Source organism: Pantoea sp. CTOTU46764 (genome assembly GCF_031974595.1).
Lineage (GTDB): Bacteria > Pseudomonadota > Gammaproteobacteria > Enterobacterales > Enterobacteriaceae > Pantoea > Pantoea trifolii.
In genome coordinates this window covers 1-19031 of sequence record NZ_DALYOQ010000018.1, presented here as the reverse complement: position 1 = coordinate 19031, position 19031 = coordinate 1, and the positions used below count along the sequence as shown (strand labels likewise).

Here is a 19031-nt window from a genome sequence, read left to right as displayed (position 1 = left end):
GCGCGATGCGCGGATGGCGTCACGCTGGCGGAGTGCAAGGTCCTCTAACGAAAACGCCTGCTGAAAGTACTTTACGCTGAGCAAATTAGAGAATCGTGAGTAAATTATGGAGAAAGTGTGAATGTCGTGATGATTTTATGTGCGCGATTACACATGTCGTCGACTCTCCAGCCACAGCACCGTCGCAGCAACGCGCGAACGGACATCCAGCTTGCGCAGCAGGTTGCGAATGTGCACTTTTACCGTCTCTTCGGAGATATGCAAGGTGGCGGCGATCTCCTTATTCGATAATCCGCGCGCCACTTCCTGCAGCACATCCAGCTCGCGTTCCGTCAGCTGTTTGAACGGATTCGACGTTGGCTGACGAGTTGCAAGATAATCGGCCACCGCATCGCTAAACACGTTTTCACCCTTTGCGCCGCGCATCACTTGCGCCAGCAGCAGTTCAGGTTCACTGTCTTTTAGCAAATAGCCGTCGGCGCCGGCATCCACCATCGCGTAGATATCATTGCGCGCATCAGAAACCGTCAGCACCAAAATGCGCGCGGCGATGCCTTCGTTGCGCAGCGCTTTCAACGTATCCAGCCCCGACATGCCTTTCATGTTGAGATCGAGCAGGATGACATCCGGCGATAAACGCCGCGCTTCGGCCAGCGCTTCGGTGCCGTTATTGGCTTCGGCCACCACTTCCAGCCGAGGCTCCAGCGCCAGCAGCTGGCGAATGCCACGGCGCATCAGCGGATGATCATCAACGATCATAATTGTCAGGGAAGGGTTAGCCATAATCTCTCCAGTTTTTAATCTCGTAGGGGCGCCATTCATGGCGACCTCATGCTCATTGTTAACTCAGCCGATGCGCCGGGCGCGGCGGAAAACGCAGCGTCACGCGCGTGCCTTGCGCCTGCGGGGTAATCATCAGCGTGCCGGATAATCGTGCGGCGCGTTCCGCCATGATGGTTAAACCATAATGTCCCGGCGGTTCTTCAAGGCTGCTGATACCGCAGCCATCGTCTTCAATGGTCAGCAGGTGGTCCTCATCAGCGACACGCTGATAATGAATCTGAATATTTTTCGCCTGCGCATGACGAATCGCGTTGAGCAGCGCTTCACGCGCAATCTGCAGCACATGCACTTGCTGCTGGGCATCCAGCATCTGCAAGCCGGGCTGATAATCGAAGTCGATGGCCGCCTGCGATTGCTCCTGCAGTGGCGCAATCATCGCCTGCATCGCCTGCACCAAATCGGCCTGTTCGATGGTCAGGCGGAAAGTGGTCAGCAGCTCGCGCAGCTGCTGATAGGCTTCGGCAAGCGCGCGATCAAAATCAGCGATAATCGCCAGCGCCTGCGGTTGCGACTCATCGACATTACGCCGCAGCAAAGCCAGCTGGATGCGCAGGAAAGAGAGCGACTGCGCCAGTGAATCGTGCAATTCGCGCGCAATGGTGGCGCGCTCTTCTATTAATAGCATCTGCTGATACTGTTTTTGCGTCTGCCAAATCCACAGCGCGCGCGCCAGCATGTTCGCCAGGCTCTGCATCAGTTCGTCGGCGGGCGGTGCGCGGCGGGTTTGCCAGCACAGTTCGCCGAGCCGCTGCTCTTCCTGCATTAATGGCAAACGCTGCCAGCTTAAATCATCCGCCGCCACACCGGCCTGAAACTCAATCCCCTCGCTGACAATTTGCAGCACCGTTAATGCTTCACGCCGCTGCACCAGACGCAGCAATCCCTGAAACAGTTCGGGATTGGGTGGGCTGCTGGTGAGAATTTGTGAGCTTTCATACAGCAGGGAAAGCGTGCGATTGGCCTGCGTGAGATCTTCGGTTTTATCCCGCACCGCGCACTCCAGCAGGCGATAGTGCGAATGCAGCCGTTCCGCCATGGTGGTGAAGGCCTGCGCCAGCACACCCAGTTCATTGGGTTGTTGCACCGGCAGCGGCGGAAAAGCGAAATTCGCCTGCTCAACATATTGGCTGGCGGTCACCAGCGCGTTGAGCGGCCGCACGACGTTGCGGCGGATAAAGCGAATCGTCCACAGCGCCAGCGCCACAATCGCCAGAAAACCAAACAGGCTGCTGGCGGCCACCAGATGCATTTTCAGTTCAGCATAATGCTGCAATGCCAGCACGAAGCGGTCGATCTCACTAACGTAGCCCGCGACACGCTGCTGATAGATTTGCGCGCGCTCGGGCTGCAAGGTCTCCTGCAACATCGGCCAGCTGTCATGCAGATAGCGATAGCGGCTGCTCACTTCAAGCGGCACCCACGCGCGCTCCAGATGTTGCAGTGCCGGGGATTCCAGCGTTTGCCGGTAGAGTTGAATGTGATGTTCCAGCTGCTGCGGATCGCGCGTGCTGTCCCACGCCAGGCGGTAAATCTGCATACGCAGCGATCCGGCGACATTCACCGCTTCGGCATCGCGCAGGCTGCTGGAGAGCGTCATCAGCGCCAGCCCGGTGGTCAACAGCGACAGCAGCACAATCACGCTGAGTGCGCGGGCAATGGTTCGAGTAACGGGACGTTTCACAATCACAATAATAACCCTTATAAGAGCGTGGGATTATAGGGCAGCCGTGCGATAACGGCGAGTTCGATCTCGTCACATCAGGTTACTTTTAGCAGATAAAACCCTTTCTCTTTACCTTTCCCTAAGTAACTCGCGTTTCGCTGGCGAATTATTAAACGGCTTTACGGCTTGCTCAACCTGGTTTTCATTCCCTGCGTGATAATGAGTCCTGTAACCCTTAACGGAAGACAACAGGAGCATCACATGAAGAGACGTTATGCCGTTCTGACTGCTGCACTGCTTGCCACCGCAAGTTTCTCGACGCTGGCAGCCCAGCCCGTAAGCGCTACAGAAGCGCAAAACCTGCAAAGCGCGGGCACCGTTTCCATCAGCGGCGTACGCGGTACGCTGGATGATGCAACGCGCCATCTGTCGCAGAAAGCGCAGGAGCAAGGTGCCAGCGGCTATCGCGTGATTGGTGTACAAACCCCAGGGGATTCCAGCCTGTGGAGCGGCACCGCAGAGATTTACCGTTAATTCCCTCCAGTAGTAACCCTGTAGTAGTCGTTATCCCTGTAGCCATCCCTTTACCGGTCAGCCCTCTGACCGGTTTTTTTGTGCACCGCGACGGATTATTACAATTCATCTTGTGCAGCCTGGCGGTATTTTTTGCTTCGTTCTTGCAGAACGGGTAGGATTCATCGCCGTAAATTCCCACCCCGCCACGCGACATCGTTCCGCCGCGTGACGCCGGGTTTTTACCCCATTTCGCACCGCCCTACGCAATCGTTTGGTTTGGCGGTGATTGATGGTCAGGACAAACAGGATGGCTATGAAATCAACTAAAAAAACCGCAGCCGAACAACGCGCTGCGAAAAGACGCTGGCTCAACTCGCACGACAGCGGTTACCAAAAAGCAATGGGTAACCGTCAGGTACAAATGATCGCCATCGGCGGTGCAATCGGTACCGGTCTGTTCCTCGGTGCTGGCGCGCGCCTGCAAATGGCCGGTCCTGCACTGGCGCTGGTTTATCTGGTGTGCGGTATCTTCTCCTTCTTTATCCTCCGTGCGTTGGGCGAACTGGTATTACACCGTCCTTCCAGCGGCAGCTTTGTTTCTTATGCACGTGAATTCCTTGGGGAAAAAGCGTCTTACGTTGCGGGCTGGATGTACTTCGTCAACTGGGCGATGACCGGTATCGTCGATATCACCGCCGTCGCACTTTATATGCACTATTGGGGCGCGTTTGGCGATGTGCCGCAGTGGGTGTTTGCGCTCGGCGCGCTGGCAATTGTCGGCACCATGAACATGATCGGCGTGAAGTGGTTCGCCGAGATGGAGTTCTGGTTCGCACTGGTCAAAGTGCTGGCGATTGTGGCGTTCCTGATTGTGGGAACGATATTCCTGGGAAGTGGTAAGCCGCTCGACGGTAACACCACAGGATTCCACTTGATCACCGATAACGGCGGCTTCTTCCCGCACGGTTTGCTGCCAGCGCTGGTGTTGGTGCAGGGCGTGGTATTTGCCTTCGCCTCGATTGAGCTGGTGGGAACTGCAGCAGGCGAGTGTAAAGATCCCAAAACCATGCTGCCGAAAGCCATCAACAGCGTGATCTGGCGTATCGGCCTGTTCTACGTCGGTTCGGTGGTGTTACTGGTGCTGCTGCTGCCGTGGAATGCCTATCAGGCCGGACAAAGCCCGTTCGTGACCTTCTTCTCTAAACTTGGCGTGCCTTACATCGGTAGCGTGATGAACATTGTGGTGCTGAGCGCTGCGCTGTCGAGCCTCAACTCGGGTCTGTATTCTACCGGTCGTATCCTGCGTTCGATGTCGATGGGCGGTTCAGCACCGCAGTTCATGTCGAAGATGAGCAAACAGCAGGTGCCGTATGCCGGTATTTTAGTGACCATCGGTGTATACATATTTGGTGTGGTACTCAACTACTACGTGCCTTCACAGGTATTTGAAATCGTTCTGAACGTTGCTTCGCTCGGCATCATTTCGTCGTGGGGCTTTATCGTGGTGTGCCAGATGCGTCTGCGCAAAGCGATTAAAGAAGGCAAGGCAGACGATGTCAGCTTCAAACTGCCGTGGGCGCCGTTTACTTCATGGTTGACCCTGCTGTTCCTGGCGAGCGTGCTGGTGTTGATGGCGTTTGACTATCCAAACGGCACCTACACCATTGCCTCAATTCCGTTAATTGCCGTGATTCTGGTGCTGGGCTGGTTTGGCGTGCGCAAACGCGTGCATGCTGAAGCGCAGAAAGAGCATGAACATCATGCTGAGAATCACGATACGCTGGCGGAAGATTCACCGCGCTAATCACAGCGATTCTCATCTGCGGGGGCCTTTTGGCCCCCGTTTTTATTTCAATTCCCCTTCACTTGATCCCACGTCGGGATTTACCCCTTTGGGGTGATATAGCCCTCATTAGCGTCAGGTTATTTTACGCACCATCTCTCTTTCCCCCGTTTAAGGTGAACCGATGGCGCTGTCGCGACGTGAACTCTTTACCGGGCAGCGCGTAGCGTCTGCTGACGGCATCGCTTTGCCGTGGTGGCGGGGAGAGAACGGTTGTGATGGCTGCGGCAAATGCGTGGCTGCCTGCGAAACCCACATCATCCGCCTGGCTGCCGGTGAAGTACCGCACCTCGATTTTCTGCAGGGTGAATGCACGTTCTGCGCCGCCTGCGCAGAGGCTTGCCCGCAGCCGTTGTTCCACGCGCGTGAAACCGAGCCGTTTCCGCAACGCATTCGCATCGACAACCGCTGCATCACCTTTCTTGGCGTGAATTGCCGCAGCTGCCAGGAGAGTTGCGAACAGCAAGCCATCCGTTTCCATTTGATGCCGAACGGCATCGCACAGCCTGAAACCCTTCCGCAGCATTGCACCGGTTGCGGCGCCTGCATCGCGCCTTGCCCGGTCTCAGCCACAGGATTACATCATGAACCATGAACACAGTTGGCACGTCTGCGGCCTGGTGATTCAGGCGCGCCCGGCGTCGATTCCCGCCGTGAAAAGTGCGCTGTTGGCCTTTGACGATTGCGATATCGCTGCCGAAGACGCCACGCGCGGCACGCTGGCGGTGACGCTGGGTGCGGCAGATAGCGCCGCGCTGCTGCGCAATATTGAAGAGAGCCGCAACATCGCTGGCGTGCTGGCGGTATCGCTGGTGTATCACCAGCAAGACGAAATTGAAGAACCTTGTAAGGAAGCATCATGAGTATAAGTCGTCGTGATTTTATGAAGGTCAATGCGGCGGCTGCTGCTGCCACGGCTGCAGGACTCACCATTCCTACCGTGACCAAAGCCGCGACCTCGCTGGCTGCGCCGATTCGCTGGGAAAAAGCGCCGTGCCGATTCTGTGGCACCGGCTGTGGCGTGCTGGTCGGCACCCAGGATGGCCGCGTAGTGGCTTCGCAGGGCGATCCGCAGGCCGAAGTGAACCGTGGTCTGAACTGTATCAAAGGCTATTTCCTGCCGAAGATCATGTACGGAAGAGATCGCCTGACCCAGCCGCTGCTGCGCATGACCGACGGCAAATATGCCAAAGAGGGTGAGTTCACGCCGGTCAGCTGGGATCAAGCCTTCGACATCATGGAAGAGAAGTTCAAAGCGGCGCTGAAAGCCAACGGCCCGGATTCGGTCGGCATGTTCGGTTCCGGCCAGTGGACGGTATGGGAAGGTTACGCGGCCTCCAAGCTGATGAAAGCCGGTTTCCGCACCAACAACCTCGACCCGAACGCGCGTCACTGCATGGCTTCGGCGGTGGTCGGCTTTATGCGCACCTTCGGTATGGATGAACCGATGGGCTGCTACGACGATATCGAGCAGGCCGACGCCTTTGTGCTGTGGGGCTCGAACATGGCGGAGATGCACCCGATTCTCTGGTCACGTATCACCGCGCGTCGTCTTAGCAATGACAACGTCAAAGTGGCGGTACTTTCGACCTATCGTCATCGCAGCTTTGAGCTGGCCGATAACGCGATCGTGTTCACGCCGCAGAGCGATTTGGTGATCCTCAACTTCATCGCCAACTACATTATTCAGAACAACAAGGTCGATAAAACCTTCCTACAGAACCACGTGACGCTGCGCAAAGGTGTGACTGACATCGGTTACGGCTTGCGTCCCACCGATCCGCGTCAGGCTGCGGCGAAGAACCCAGACAGCGGCGAATCTACGCCAATGAGCTTCGACGAGTTCGCAAAGTTTGTCTCTGAGTACACGGTGGAAAAAGCCAGCGCAATGAGCGGCGTGGAGAAAGATCAGCTGATCGCACTCGCCGAGCTGTATGCCGACCCGAAAGTTAACGTGGTGTCGTACTGGACCATGGGCTTCAACCAGCATACGCGCGGCGTGTGGGCCAATAACCTATGCTACAACCTGCACTTATTGACCGGCAAAATTTCGCGGCCGGGCACCGGTCCGTTCTCGCTCACCGGCCAGCCGTCGGCGTGCGGCACGGCGCGTGAAGTCGGTACTTTCGCCCACCGTTTACCTGCGGATATGGTGGTCAACAATGACAAACACCGCGCCACCGCCGAGAAGCTGTGGAAGCTGCCGCAGGGCACGGTGCCAGCCAAAATTGGTTTGCACGCCGTGGCGCAGGATCGCGCGCTAAAAGATGGCAAGCTCAACGCCTATTGGGTGATGTGTAACAACAATATGCAGGCCGGTCCGAACCTGACGCAGGAGCGTATGCCGGGCTGGCGCGATGAGCGCAACTTCGTCGTGGTTTCCGATCCCTATCCCACCGTCAGCGCCTTGTCGGCTGACCTGATTCTGCCTACCGCGATGTGGGTGGAGAAAGAGGGCGCCTACGGCAACGCCGAGCGTCGCACCCAGTTCTGGCATCAGCAGGTGAAAGCGCCGGGCGATGCGAAATCCGATCTGTGGCAGTTGGTGAACTTCTCCAAACGTTTCAAAGTAGCTGAAGTGTGGCCGGAAGCGCTGCTGGCGCAGAATCCTGAGCTGCGCGACAAAACGCTGTTTGATGTGCTGTACGCCAACGGCCAGGTCAATCAGTTCCCGCTGAGTGAAGTGGCAGATGACCAGCTGAATGATGAAGCGCGCGAGTTTGGCTTCTACATCCAGAAAGGCCTGTTCGAAGAGTACGCCAGCTTTGGTCGCGGTCACGGCCACGATCTCGCGCCGTTCGATGTTTACCATCAGGCGCGCGGTCTGCGCTGGCCGGTTGTCGACGGCAAAGAGACGCGCTGGCGCTATCGCGAAGGATACGACAGCTACGTCAAAGCCGGTGAAGGCGTGCGTTTCTACGGCAAGCCGGATGGCAAAGCCACCATCTTCGCGCTGCCCTACGAAGCGCCAGCGGAATCGCCGGATGAAGAGTATGACCTGTGGTTCTGTACCGGTCGCGTACTGGAACACTGGCATACCGGCACCATGACGCGTCGCGTGCCGGAACTGCATCGTGCGGTGCCGCAGGCGCTACTCTATATACATCCGCTGGATGCCAAAGAGCGCAATTTCCGTCGCGGCGAGAAGGTCCGCGTGGTATCGCGTCGTGGTGAAACCCTTGCCACCGTGGAGACGCGCGGTCGCAATCAGCCGCCAAAAGGTCTGGTATTTATGCCGTTCTTTGATGCGGGCGTGCTGGCCAACAACGTCACCCTGGACGCCACCGATCCGCTGTCGAAGCAGACCGATTACAAAAAATGCGCCGTCAAGCTGGTTAAAATTTAAGGCAGGATGCAATGAAACCCTTAATCACACTCGTTACTTTGGCCGCCCTGATGCTGGGCGGCACGGTTTACGCCAATAACGGCGTCGATCTCAACCAGTCACCGGAAGTGACGGCCACGCAGCAGGGCACTATTCATCAGCCCAAAGAGCAGAGCCGCAAGCCGTTGAACTACGTGAATCAGCCGCCGGTGATCCCGCACAGCGTAGATGGCTATCAGGTGACGAAAAATGTTAACCGTTGCCTGCAGTGTCACGGCACGCAGAGCTATCTCACTACCGGCGCGCCGCGCGTCAGCCCAACGCACTTCACCGATCGCGATGGTCTGGTGAGCAGCACCGTGTCACCGCGCCGCTACTTCTGCCTGCAGTGTCACGTTCCGCAAACCGATGCCAAACCGGTGGTGGAAAACACCTTCAAACCGGCTGACGGCTTCGGTAAGTGAGGACATGATGAAAGAGAAACTTCTGCGCATCTGGCGCTGGTGGCGACGTCCAAGTCGTCTGGCGCTCGGCACCTTGCTGATTCTGGGCTTTGCTGGCGGCATCATTTTCTGGGGCGGCTTCAACACCGCGATGGAGATGACCAACCGTGAGCAGTTCTGTATCGGCTGCCACGAGATGCGCAATAACGTCTATCAGGAATATATGCAGACGGTGCACTACAACAACCGCAGCGGCGTGCGCGCCACCTGTCCGGATTGTCATGTGCCGCACGAGTGGGGCCCGAAAATGCTGCGTAAGATCCAGGCGAGCAAAGAGGTGTATGCCAAGATTTTCGGCATCATCGATACGCCGCAAAAGTTCGAGGATCATCGCATCAAGCTGGCGCAAAACGAGTGGCGCAGGATGAAAAACAACAATTCGCAGGAGTGTCGTAACTGCCACAACTTTGATTATATGGATTTCACTGCGCAGAAAACCGTGGCCGCGAAGATGCACAGCAAGGCGATTGAGGAAGGGAAAACCTGTATCGATTGCCACAAAGGTATCGCGCACCATCTGCCGGATATGAAAGATCAGCCAAACGGTTTTTGAACCGGTTGCCATAAATGGCAACCCTACGTTCGAGCGTGTTTCCCCCGTAGGGTCGCCATTTATGGCGACCTCCTTTTTATACCTCCACCATCCTCACAATTCAGATAGTTTTCCCCGCCGCTTCGGCCTATTATCTCAGGCTCCCTCAATTTAGCAGTGGAGCGGTTATGTCGTTAAAGATCAACATCATCAAAGACAAGTTGCTGTCAGAAAACTGGTTTGTGCTGCGCAACTTCACCTACGAACTCACCCGCAACAACGGCGAAGTCGTGCGTCATAAGCGCGAAGTTTACGATCGCGGTAACGGCGCCACCATCCTGCTGTACAACACTGAAAAAAATAGCGTTCTGCTGGTGCGCCAGTTCCGCATTGCCACCTATGTGAATGGCAATGAAAGTGGCGAACTGATTGAGACCTGCGCGGGGCTGCTAGATGACGACTCGCCGGAAGAGTGCATTCGCAAAGAAGCGATTGAAGAGACCGGTTATCAGGTAGGCAAGGTGGAGAAACTCTACGAAGTCTATATGTCACCGGGCGGCGTCACCGAATTGATCCACTTCTTCGCCGCGCAATACAGCGATGCGCAGCGCGCCAACAACGGCGGTGGCGTTGAGGATGAAGAGATTACCGTGCTGGAGTTGAGTTTCCCGGAAGCGCTGGCGATGGTGAAAGACGGCCGCATTCGTGACGGCAAAGCCATTATGCTGTTGCAGCATGCGCAGATTGCCGGGTGGTTAAAGCCGTAAATTTGGCCAGGTCGCCATAAATGGCGACCCTACAACACCCGTAGGGTCGGCATTTATGCCGACCTTGTCCATTACCGCACAGGATTATACCAATTCTCCCAACGCTTCCGGCATACACTCCGGATACGCCTGCAACCGCGCCAGCGCTTCGGCGTAAGAGGGCATCGAGTGAGCCGCACCGGAGCGTTCCACGCACAGCGAAGCGTAAGCTGAAGCAAATAGCGCTGCCTGCGGCAGTTCATCGCCAGAAGCCAGCCGCGCCGCCAGTGCGCCGTTAAACGCATCGCCCGCGCCGGTGGTATCCAGCGGCTGCGCCGGGAACAGCGGAATACGCAGCGGCGGCTGCCCGGCTACCGAAAGCAACGCGCCGGAAACCCCCAAGGTAATAATCACCTGACGCGCGCCTTTACGATGCAGCTTTTCTGCCGCTTGCTGCGCGCTGGCGAAGTCGGTGACTTTCACGCCGGTTAGCTGCATCGCTTCGGTGCTGTTCGGCGTCAACAAGTCCACTTTCGCCAGCAGCGCATCAGTGACTTTCTGCCACGGCGCGGGATTCATAATCACAAAGGTGCCGCCAGCGCGCGCGTTGTCGATCATGCGCTGAATGGCACTGAGATTATTCTCCAGCTGCACCAGCAAAATATCGGCGGCGGCAACGGTGGGTTGGCAGCGCGTCACTTCGGCGGCAGTTACCGTGGTGTTTGCGCCGGGATAGACCGAAATCATGTTCTCGGCATCGTCACCGGCAACGTAAATCAGCGCATTGCCGGTGGGTTTCTCCTTGCAGGTAAACAAGGTGATAGCATCGAAACCGGTCTTTTCCAGATGACGACGCGCAAACATGCCGAAGTCATCATTACCAATCTTTCCGATATAGTGCACGCGTGCCCCAGCACGCAGCGCGGCCGTGGCTTGATTGGCACCTTTGCCGCCCGGTCCCATCATGCTGGTATGGGCGGTGAGCGATTCGCCCGGCATCGGAAAGCGGTTCATCACCGCGACCACGTCGAGGTTGAACGAGCCAAACACACACACTTTTCCTTTCATCACGCACTCCTGAACAGACGTTCGGCGGCTAAACAGGCACCGCGACAACCGGTGTGATCGGTGGATTGGCTAAACACGATCTTCAAACCGTCGCGCGTGGCGGGTGGACGAAGATGCTGCTGAATCTGGCTGCGCAACTGCGCCAGCGGAAAGTCCGCCATCGCCAGCACGCCGCCGCCGAGAATCAGGTATTCCGGATCGAGGATGTTCATCTCGGTGGCAATCAACTGCGCCAGACGCTGCACAAAAGCCTGCAGCTCCGGATGCTCGCGATGCTGGGTAAACAGCACCGACATATTGGTCTCCGGCACGTTGGCGCTCGCCCAGCGGCTAAGCCAGTGGCCGGAAGTGACGGTTTCCGCACAGCCACGATTGCCGCATGGGCAGGGCAGATCGTTGCCGGCAACGGGCACATGACCAAGCTCACCTGCGCCGCCGTGCTGACCATGATAAAACTGACCGTTGATCCACAAGCTGTTGCCCATGCCGGTACCGGGATACAAACCTACTGCGCTGTCTGGCAGCTGCTCCAGCTGCAGTAAATCCCACAGCATCAGATGGTTAACATCTTTGTCCATCGCTACCGGCACGCCAAGACGTTCGGTGAGCAGCGCGGCAACCGGTTGCTGATCCAGCGCCTGAATAAATGGCAGCGAAATCACCTGCTGGCGGTCGCGACTCAGAATGCCAGGCAATCCGAGCATCACGCCGCTGACCGGCTGCTGCTCCAGCGTTTCACTGATTAACTCGCCCAACGCGCTCAGCGCATCAGGTTGCTGCGCCCAGCTGGCCGTCGGCACTTTACGGAAGCTCGACCAAACGCGGCCTGCTTCCATTAGCTGCAGACGTGTGCCGGTGCCGCCAATGTCGATACCGAGCCAGCATTTTTTCATGCGGATACCTGCGCCAATCCCTGAGCCTCATCAATGCTTTCGCGCATCATATTCCAGGCGGTTTCCAGATCGTCGTGAATATTGAACAAACCGGAAGTACCAACAATTAGCACTTCTGCGCCCGCGCCAACCAGCGTGTTGTAAGTGCGGGTGTTACAGGAACCGTCGATCTCAATCAGGTATTGATAGCCGTTGGCCTGCTTCAGCGCTTTCAGCTCCTGGACCTTCTGCACCATTTCCGGAATAAACGGTTGTCCGGCATAGCCCGGATCCACCGTCATCACGGTGATCTTATCCACCAGATGAATGTAGTGATGGATAAAGGAGACCGGCGTCGCGGGGTTGAGCACCACGCCAACTTTCTTGCCGAAGCTGCGGATCATGTTGATCACGCGGAATGCATCGCGATTGATGGTTTCGGCGTGAGGGCAGATGTAATCCGCGCCGGCTTTGGCAATCACTTCAATGAAATCGGTGGGTTGCTCGACCATCAAATGCACATCCAGCGCCACTTTGGTGAACGGGCGAATCTGCTCAATAAAGAACGGCGACAGCGTGATATTTTTCACGTAGTGACCATCCATAATATCGATGTGCAGGAAGTCGGCGCGGGAGTCCAGCACGGCGAGCTGGTGCTTGATCTCCATCAGATTCATACACATCAACGACGGGGAGACTTGAATACGCATCATACTTCCTTTTTTTCGGTCAAAGGGTTAAGCGCCGCGGCCAGCTTGCTGAGTTTGACGGCACGATGTTCGTTAAAGCGGGTTTTAAATTGTTTGAAGGCCAGTACCACAATCAGCACCGCCCCCCACATCGCCAGGCTGACGTGCTGGCTGATATTCATCAGGTTGAAGCCGGTGGAGAGCACTTGCAGGGCGATCAGCGCCAGCACCACGCCAGTCACGCGACCAAAGCCGCCGTTGGGATCGGTGCCGCCAAGGATGATCGCCAGCACCGTCAGCAGCAGATATGCATCGCCGTAACCCATACGCGCCGAGTTGAAGCGCGCCATCATGATCAATCCGGCCAACACGCACAGCAGGCTGGAGATGACGTACACCAGAATCACCATGCGATGGGTGTTGATGCCGCTAAACCAGGTGGCGTTGATGTTGCTGCCGCCCATATAGATGCAATTACCGGCGCGGGTTTTGCCGAGGAACAGCGCCAGCAGCGCGGCGGCAATCAGGAACACCCACAGCGGCAGCGGAACACCAAGCAGCGTGTTGGAACCGAGCGCCTGCACCACCGACGGCATGCCGCTGACCGCCGCACCTTTGGTGAGCCAGATGCCGATACCGTTCAGCGTCATCATGGTCGCCAGCGTCACCAGAATCGGGTGCGCTCCGATGCGCGTTACCATCACGCCGGTAATCACGCCAATCAGCGCGGCAATCAGCATCGCGCCGATGATGGCGATGAACAGCCACAACAGTTGCATACCGGTTCCCGCATCGGCGGGCAGGGCGCGCATCAGCGTCCAGGCGATAAACAGCGCCGTCAGATTAGCGGTGGCGATGATCGCCAGATTCAGTCCGCCGCTGAGAATGGCGATAAACATCGCCAGCGTCAGCAAGCCGAGCTCTGGCAACTGGAACGCCATGCTCATAAAGGTCGAATCCGTGAGAAAGCGGCCCGGCAGCATGATGGTGAAGGTCGCCAGCGCCAGCGCAATGAGCAGCATCAGGCCGATATTGGTGCCGTCCGGACGCAGAGCAGAGAGTGATTTCATGTGAATGCGCCTTCCGTTAGACGAAACTGACATCAGTTTCTTTACGTTTTTTGTAGTGAGTCACGGCGATGGCCACCATGATCACGCCGCCCACCACGATGTTCATGAAGTAGTTGGAGACGCCAATCAGGTTGAGGCCGTTCTTCAGAATGGCGATGAGGAACACGCCCATTAAGGTGCCGCTCACCGTGCCTTTGCCGCCCATCAGGCTGGCACCGCCCAGCACCGTGGCCGCCAGCACATCCAGCTCGCCGCCGACCAGCGCATTCGGCACCACTTCACCCATGCGATAGACCTGCACTAAGCCGCCAATCGCCGCCATCGCACCCAGCCAGCCGTAAGCAAAGACATGAATAAGACCCACGCGAATACCGATACGGCGCGCCGATTCCGCATCGCCGCCTACCGCATACAGCTGGCGGCCAAGATTGGTTTTGTTCAGCAGCAGCGCGGTGAGTCCGGCAATCACCAGCATGGTCACCAGCGGCAATCCAATCTGGAAGCTGTTGCCTTGCCAGTTGAAGGGCAGCACGCTGCGCAGCGTGATCCACCAGTCCGGCAGCGAATAGAGGCTTTTGCCGCCGGTTACCCACATCAACAGACCGAACAGCAGCGACTGCATGCTGATGGTGATGATGATCGACACCACGCGCAGCGAGGTAATCAGCAGGGCGTTGATCACGCCAAACAGCGTGCCGCATACCACCGCCAGCAGAATGCTGAGCAGGGCGTTATCAAACTGGAACTGCACAAACAGCGAGGCGATCAGGTATTGCACCACCGACGCCACCGCAGCAAAGGAGATATCGATGCCGCCGGTAACCAGCACCACAAACAGGCCGAGGGCGAAGATGCCGGTCACGGCGTAGCTTTCCGCCAGATCCAGCAGGTTTTGCACCGTCAGGAACTGGTCGCTGGCGGCAGAGAAAAACACGATGAACGCCAGCAAAACCCAGGCAAGCCAGCCCTGGCTGGAGCTCGGACGTAAACGAGAAAAATCAGGCATTAATCACCTCCGCCAGCTGCTGTTGCTCAACGGTATCGGGTTGGTATTCGGCATGAACGGTGCCATCACGGAAGTGCAGGATGCGGTCGCAGTTGTACCAAACCTCGGGCACTTCGTCGGAAATCAGGATGATCGACAAACCTTCCTTCGCCAGCAGATGAATCAGCTGATAGATGCTGGCTTTAGCGCCGACATCCACGCCAACCGTGGGCGAATCGAGGATCAGGATGCGCGGCTGGGTCAGCACCCATTTCGCCAGCACGATTTTCTGCTGGTTGCCGCCGGAGAGCGTGGAGATTGCCAGATTGGGATCGGCTACGCGCACGCCAAGCTGCTGAATCCACTGCAGGATCAGCTTATTTTTGCGGTATTCGTCAATCAGGTGGAAACGGTTTTGCAGTTTGTCGAGGATCGGCAGCACCATGTTGTCGGCCACCGATTGCTGCTGCACCAAACCCAGCGTTAAGCGATCTTCGGAGACGTAGCCGATACCGGCTTTGATCGCGTCCTCGTGTCCACGGAAGCGCACCGGTTTGCTGTCGAGCCAGATCTTGCCGCTGTCGGGCTTGGTCATGCCAAACAGCGACAGCGCCAGTTCGGTACGGCCAGAGCCCAGCAGGCCGCACAGGCCCAGCACTTCGCCCTGATAGAGTTTGAAATTAACGTCGTGATATTGTCCGGCGCGCGTCAGCTTTTCGACTTCGAGGATCAGGCGATCGTCATTGCGCGTCGGCGTTTTTAGCTGATAGTCGAGTTTCAGGCCGGTCATCAGTTCGGTCAGATGGTGCGGCGTCATCGCTTTGGCGGGCCAGCAGCCCATTTTGCGGCCGTCGCGGATCACCGTCACGCGATCCGAAATCTCCAGCACTTCATCCAGACGATGGCTGACAAACACCACGCAGATGTTTTTGTCTTTGAGGTAACGCACGGTGCGCAGCAGCTGATTCACTTCGGTGCGCGTCAATGAAGCAGTCGGCTCATCCATGATCACCAGCCGCGCTTCAGCGACCAGCGCACGGCAAATCGCGACCTGCTGGCGGGCGGCAATCGACAGCGATGCCACTTTTTCATCGAGGTCGAGGTCAAACTTCAGCTCATCAATGATGCGCTGCGCCGATTCACGCAGTTTGGCTTTGCGGTGCCAGCCGAGCAGGCTACTCAGGTTGTGCTCGAAGGCGATGTTTTCCGCCACGCTGAGATTGGGGAACAGCGACAGATCCTGATAAATCACCTGGATGCCGAAGTCACGCGCCTGACGTGTGGTCAGGCGCGGGAAGCTTGGGCCTTCGCCCAGCGTAATGCGGCTGCCGCTATCCGGGGCGTGCACCCCGGAAATGACTTTGATTAAGGTGCTCTTGCCACAGCCGTTGGTGCCAGCGAGACAGTGCACTTCGCCAGCCAGTAAGGTCAGCGAGATATCGCTCAGTGCGCGGTTGCCACCAAATGTTTTCGACAGGTTGTCGAGCGCAATCAGCGTCTGTGGGATCACCTCTTTCATCATTACAGCCCCATTTTCACCAGTTTTGGCAGGTTCTCTTTGTCCAGGCTTTCGGTGTTGTTGCCGAGGATGGTGTGGGTCGCCTCATCAACTTTCACTTTGCCCAAACCCTCGATGGTCATTCCGTCGGTGATTGGCTCTTTCTTCTGCATCATGTCGGCGATACGTACGAACACTTCGCCAGCGGTCTGCGGGTTCCAGATGTAGCCGCCTTTGATTGCACCGTGCTGCACCAGCGATGCGCCCTGGCCAGGACTGAAGGCACCAATCACGCATACCTGATCAATTTTGTTACGGTTCATCACCGCACGACCGGCGCCAATCGGGCCTTGTGAACCAAAGGCCATGATCCCTCTCAAATCCGGGTATTTGGACATCAGCTCGTTGGTGGTACGAATCGAGTCATCCAGCGATTCGCCGACGCCAAACTTGTCGGTGACCATCTGCATCTTCGGATAGTGTTCTTTCTGGTAATTCAACGCCGCATCGGTCCACTGCTGATGCAATGGCACGGTCAGGCTGCCGACGTACATGGCGTACTTGCCCTCTTCATGCATGCATTTCGCCAGCGCTTTCATATGGTTGATGCCGTGCGTCGGCGCATCCACCAGTTCGAAGTCCCAGTTGGCGCCTTTCTGATCCGGCGATTCGTGGGTGATGACCTCAATGCCAGCATCACGGGCGCGCTTCAGCACCGGCTCCAGCACTTTCGGGTCATTCGGCACCACGCCAATGATGTCGACCTTCTGGGCGATCAAATCTTCGATAGCACGCACCTGCAGAGCCGGATCGGCCGCCGTTGGGCCCACCATCCACGCGTCAATGCCGCGTTTCGCCGCTTCACTCTTGATGCCCGCTTCCATGGCGTTGAACCACGGAATACCGCCAATTTTCACCACGATGCCCATGCGTAATTTGTCAGCAGCGTGCGCGCCGGAGGCGGCAAACAGGGCGAGCAGAGAACAGGCGATAAGATGTTTTTTCATAAAGACTCCGATTTAATTTTTTATTAGCTGCATAGAATGGCTGCGCTGGGAGCAATCAATAATATTGACGCCGTTCCACGCTAATTCTTGTTCCAGCTCTTTGTCTTTTAATTGGTCAGTAATGAGAAAGTCCACATCGCGATAATGACAAATACGCGCGAATGAGGGCCGCAGGAATTTACTGCCGTCCAGCAACAGATGTTTTCTTTCCGCTGCTAATAACATTTGCTGTTTTAAATGTGCGTTGTTTTCGTTACCTTCGCGTAAATAACCGTCATTGCCTAAACTGCTACAGGAAAAAAAGATCTTATTGATCTGAAATTCCCTGAGCGGTTGCTCGGCGACCACGCCGTGGAAATCTTCATAACGGTCAGAATATTCTCCCCCCAGACAGATGGTGCGGATGCTGCCTCGCGCCGCAAGGGTTTGCACAATCCTGATGGAATTGGTTAATACCGTTAATTCAATATCTGGCAGCTGTCGCGCTAAATACCAGCAAGTGGTGCTGCTATCGAGTAATAGACAATCGCCAGGGCTAATGAAATCGAGTGCGCGTTTGGCAATCGCCATCTTGGCATCAACGTGTTCATTTATTCTCTGGCGGAAAGATAATTCATACTCGTTAACGCCTCTTGTATTTCCCTGAATGTTAGCGGCCTGTCGTTTTGCTGGTACCGCACCACCGTGACTGCGTTGTAACAGACCACGTTTCTCCAGCTGAGTTAAATCACGCCGAATGGTTTCTTGTGAAACCTGACATAACGTGACTAATTCAGCGACAATGACCCGACCATTTACATTTAATTCGTCAATAATTCGCTGCTGTCTTTCAATCGGCAACATACTAACCTCCGATGGATATAAATTACTGGATAGCGCATTTGGAAAGTGTGGGCTGCGCACGAGTCCACAGTCACCAATACGCCTTAGCTGATTAGAGTGATCTTGATCTTTCTTTAATGTAAATGAGATGTCTGGTTATCAAAATTAAGTGACGCACTTCACATAAAAGCGCCTAATGTCGCGAAATCCGCGTTCTACGCGCGTTGCATAGCCGCAACATGGAATTAACCTAGCATGACTGTTTATGCCCGTTTGTGTGTATTTGACCGTTTTGTGATGCGCCAACAAGAGTGCGACGAATCCGATTGAGCAGGAATCGGTCAAAACGGATGATGAGCCATTGCGTTATCCAATACCCATTGCCACAAGGTGATGTCTTTTTCAGCGGTTGACCCCGCTTTTAGGGCCGGCTCACAGTTTAGGCCTGCTGACAGCGTTCCCGTTGCGCTATTATTTTCTTTCCAGGAATTTGGGGACCGATTTTTTTGATGTCGTATTGGATGAAGTTACTGCTTTTATTGCCCTTTCTTTTTGTCGCGTGCGTACAGGCTCAGCCACTGCAAAAGTCATTTTCTGACTGGCAACTGACCTGTAACAATGCGGCTTTTTGCGTGGCACGCAGTTTTCCCGGTGACAACGGCTTAGTGATGACGATTTCACGTCATGCTGGCGTCAACGATCGCCCCTTACTGCGCATCGATTACGGCAGCGCCTACAGCGGTGAGCTGCCTGGCGGCCCGCTCAAGGATAATTTGCTGCTTGATCAACGCCGTCTGACGCCGGATCTCAAACACTGGACGGTGGAGCCGCATCATCTGGCGACCAGCAATGCTATCGCCATCGACGAGTTTCTGGCGCAGACGCTGGATGCGCAAAATCTGCAACTGACCTACAAAGCCAACGCCACCATTCCGCTCAGCGGCATGAAGGCAGCGTTATTGTTGATGGATGACGTGCAGGGCCGCGTCAACGGTGCCAGCGCCTGGGTGAAGCGTGGCGACCGCGTGCAGTGGGATGTGCCGCCGCAA

19 protein-coding genes are annotated in these 19031 nt (G+C 56.3%); 9 read left to right on the top strand and 10 right to left on the bottom strand.

All coding sequences use genetic code 11. The annotated features are described in order from the left end of the window. Positions 1-147: 147 nt before the first annotated feature. Positions 148-783 (bottom strand): response regulator, encoded by a 636-nt coding sequence (locus RTM06_RS08910; RefSeq protein ID WP_256697069.1) that lies wholly within the window; start codon positions 781-783, stop codon positions 148-150. Positions 784-841: 58 nt separating this feature from the next. After that, positions 842-2530, bottom strand: a complete 1689-nt coding sequence (narQ, locus tag RTM06_RS08905) for a nitrate/nitrite two-component system sensor histidine kinase NarQ (RefSeq protein ID WP_265300280.1) — start codon at positions 2528-2530, stop codon at positions 842-844. 237 nt (positions 2531-2767) lie between these two features. Here narQ and RTM06_RS08900 point away from each other — a divergent pair, with 237 nt between their 5' ends. From RTM06_RS08900 to nudK, 8 genes are all read left to right on the top strand, one after another. Further along, positions 2768-3040: a YdgH/BhsA/McbA-like domain containing protein gene (locus RTM06_RS08900; protein ID WP_256697067.1), complete on the top strand. Its 273-nt coding sequence runs from the start codon at positions 2768-2770 to the stop codon at positions 3038-3040. A 295-nt stretch (positions 3041-3335) separates the two neighbouring features. Beyond that, positions 3336-4826, top strand: a complete 1491-nt coding sequence (gene ansP / locus RTM06_RS08895) for an L-asparagine permease (protein WP_312181516.1) — start codon at positions 3336-3338, stop codon at positions 4824-4826. 163 nt (positions 4827-4989) lie between these two features. After that, complete coding sequence (napF, locus tag RTM06_RS08890; RefSeq protein WP_265300285.1) at positions 4990-5460, top strand: ferredoxin-type protein NapF; 471 nt, start codon at positions 4990-4992, stop codon at positions 5458-5460. Beyond that, positions 5450-5728: a chaperone NapD gene (locus RTM06_RS08885; RefSeq protein WP_256697064.1), complete on the top strand. Its 279-nt coding sequence runs from the start codon at positions 5450-5452 to the stop codon at positions 5726-5728. Before napF ends, RTM06_RS08885 begins: the two co-directional genes overlap by 11 nt. Further along, positions 5725-8211, top strand: coding sequence for a nitrate reductase catalytic subunit NapA (gene napA / locus RTM06_RS08880; RefSeq protein ID WP_312181511.1), 2487 nt, complete (start codon positions 5725-5727; stop codon positions 8209-8211). Before RTM06_RS08885 ends, napA begins: the two co-directional genes overlap by 4 nt. An 11-nt stretch (positions 8212-8222) precedes the next feature. Continuing rightward, positions 8223-8654: a nitrate reductase cytochrome c-type subunit gene (gene napB, locus RTM06_RS08875; protein ID WP_007890846.1), complete on the top strand. Its 432-nt coding sequence runs from the start codon at positions 8223-8225 to the stop codon at positions 8652-8654. Between the two features lie 7 nt (positions 8655-8661). Continuing rightward, the gene (gene napC / locus RTM06_RS08870; protein WP_293792738.1) at positions 8662-9246 is read left to right on the top strand and encodes a cytochrome c-type protein NapC; all 585 of its coding nucleotides are present in this window, start codon (positions 8662-8664) and stop codon (positions 9244-9246) included. A gap of 167 nt (positions 9247-9413) precedes the next feature. Further along, positions 9414-9992: a GDP-mannose pyrophosphatase NudK gene (gene nudK, locus RTM06_RS08865; protein ID WP_061717931.1), complete on the top strand. Its 579-nt coding sequence runs from the start codon at positions 9414-9416 to the stop codon at positions 9990-9992. An 84-nt stretch (positions 9993-10076) separates the two neighbouring features. On the opposite strand, the gene RTM06_RS08860 is transcribed toward nudK, so the two are convergent. The 8 genes from RTM06_RS08860 to RTM06_RS08825 are packed head-to-tail and all read right to left on the bottom strand — an operon-like array spanning position 10077 to position 18003. Further along, complete coding sequence (locus RTM06_RS08860) at positions 10077-11039, bottom strand: ribokinase (protein WP_312181505.1); 963 nt, start codon at positions 11037-11039, stop codon at positions 10077-10079. Further along, on the bottom strand, positions 11039-11932 hold the full coding sequence (alsK, locus tag RTM06_RS08855) for an allose kinase (RefSeq protein ID WP_258143727.1): 894 nt from the start codon (positions 11930-11932) through the stop codon (positions 11039-11041). Before alsK ends, RTM06_RS08860 begins: the two co-directional genes overlap by 1 nt. Further along, entirely contained in the window at positions 11929-12621 is a 693-nt protein-coding gene (gene alsE, locus RTM06_RS08850) for a D-allulose 6-phosphate 3-epimerase (protein WP_061717928.1), read from the bottom strand. The genes alsK and alsE overlap by 4 nt, the downstream gene beginning before the upstream one ends. After that, the gene (locus RTM06_RS08845) at positions 12621-13670 is read right to left on the bottom strand and encodes an ABC transporter permease (RefSeq protein WP_312181501.1); all 1050 of its coding nucleotides are present in this window, start codon (positions 13668-13670) and stop codon (positions 12621-12623) included. The genes alsE and RTM06_RS08845 overlap by 1 nt, the downstream gene beginning before the upstream one ends. Positions 13671-13686: 16 nt before the next feature. Next, on the bottom strand, positions 13687-14676 hold the full coding sequence (locus RTM06_RS08840) for an ABC transporter permease (protein WP_312181499.1): 990 nt from the start codon (positions 14674-14676) through the stop codon (positions 13687-13689). Next, positions 14669-16174 (bottom strand): sugar ABC transporter ATP-binding protein, encoded by a 1506-nt coding sequence (locus tag RTM06_RS08835; protein WP_312181591.1) that lies wholly within the window; start codon positions 16172-16174, stop codon positions 14669-14671. The genes RTM06_RS08840 and RTM06_RS08835 overlap by 8 nt, the downstream gene beginning before the upstream one ends. A gap of 2 nt (positions 16175-16176) precedes the next feature. Next, positions 16177-17160, bottom strand: a complete 984-nt coding sequence (locus tag RTM06_RS08830; RefSeq protein ID WP_312181497.1) for a substrate-binding domain-containing protein — start codon at positions 17158-17160, stop codon at positions 16177-16179. 12 nt (positions 17161-17172) lie between these two features. Beyond that, positions 17173-18003 (bottom strand): DeoR/GlpR family DNA-binding transcription regulator, encoded by an 831-nt coding sequence (locus RTM06_RS08825; protein WP_256697060.1) that lies wholly within the window; start codon positions 18001-18003, stop codon positions 17173-17175. A 488-nt stretch (positions 18004-18491) separates the two neighbouring features. On the opposite strand from RTM06_RS08825, the gene RTM06_RS08820 reads away from it, so the two are divergent. Next, positions 18492-19031 (top strand): DUF1176 domain-containing protein (locus tag RTM06_RS08820; protein ID WP_312181494.1); only part of this gene is annotated, 540 nt, incomplete at its 3' end.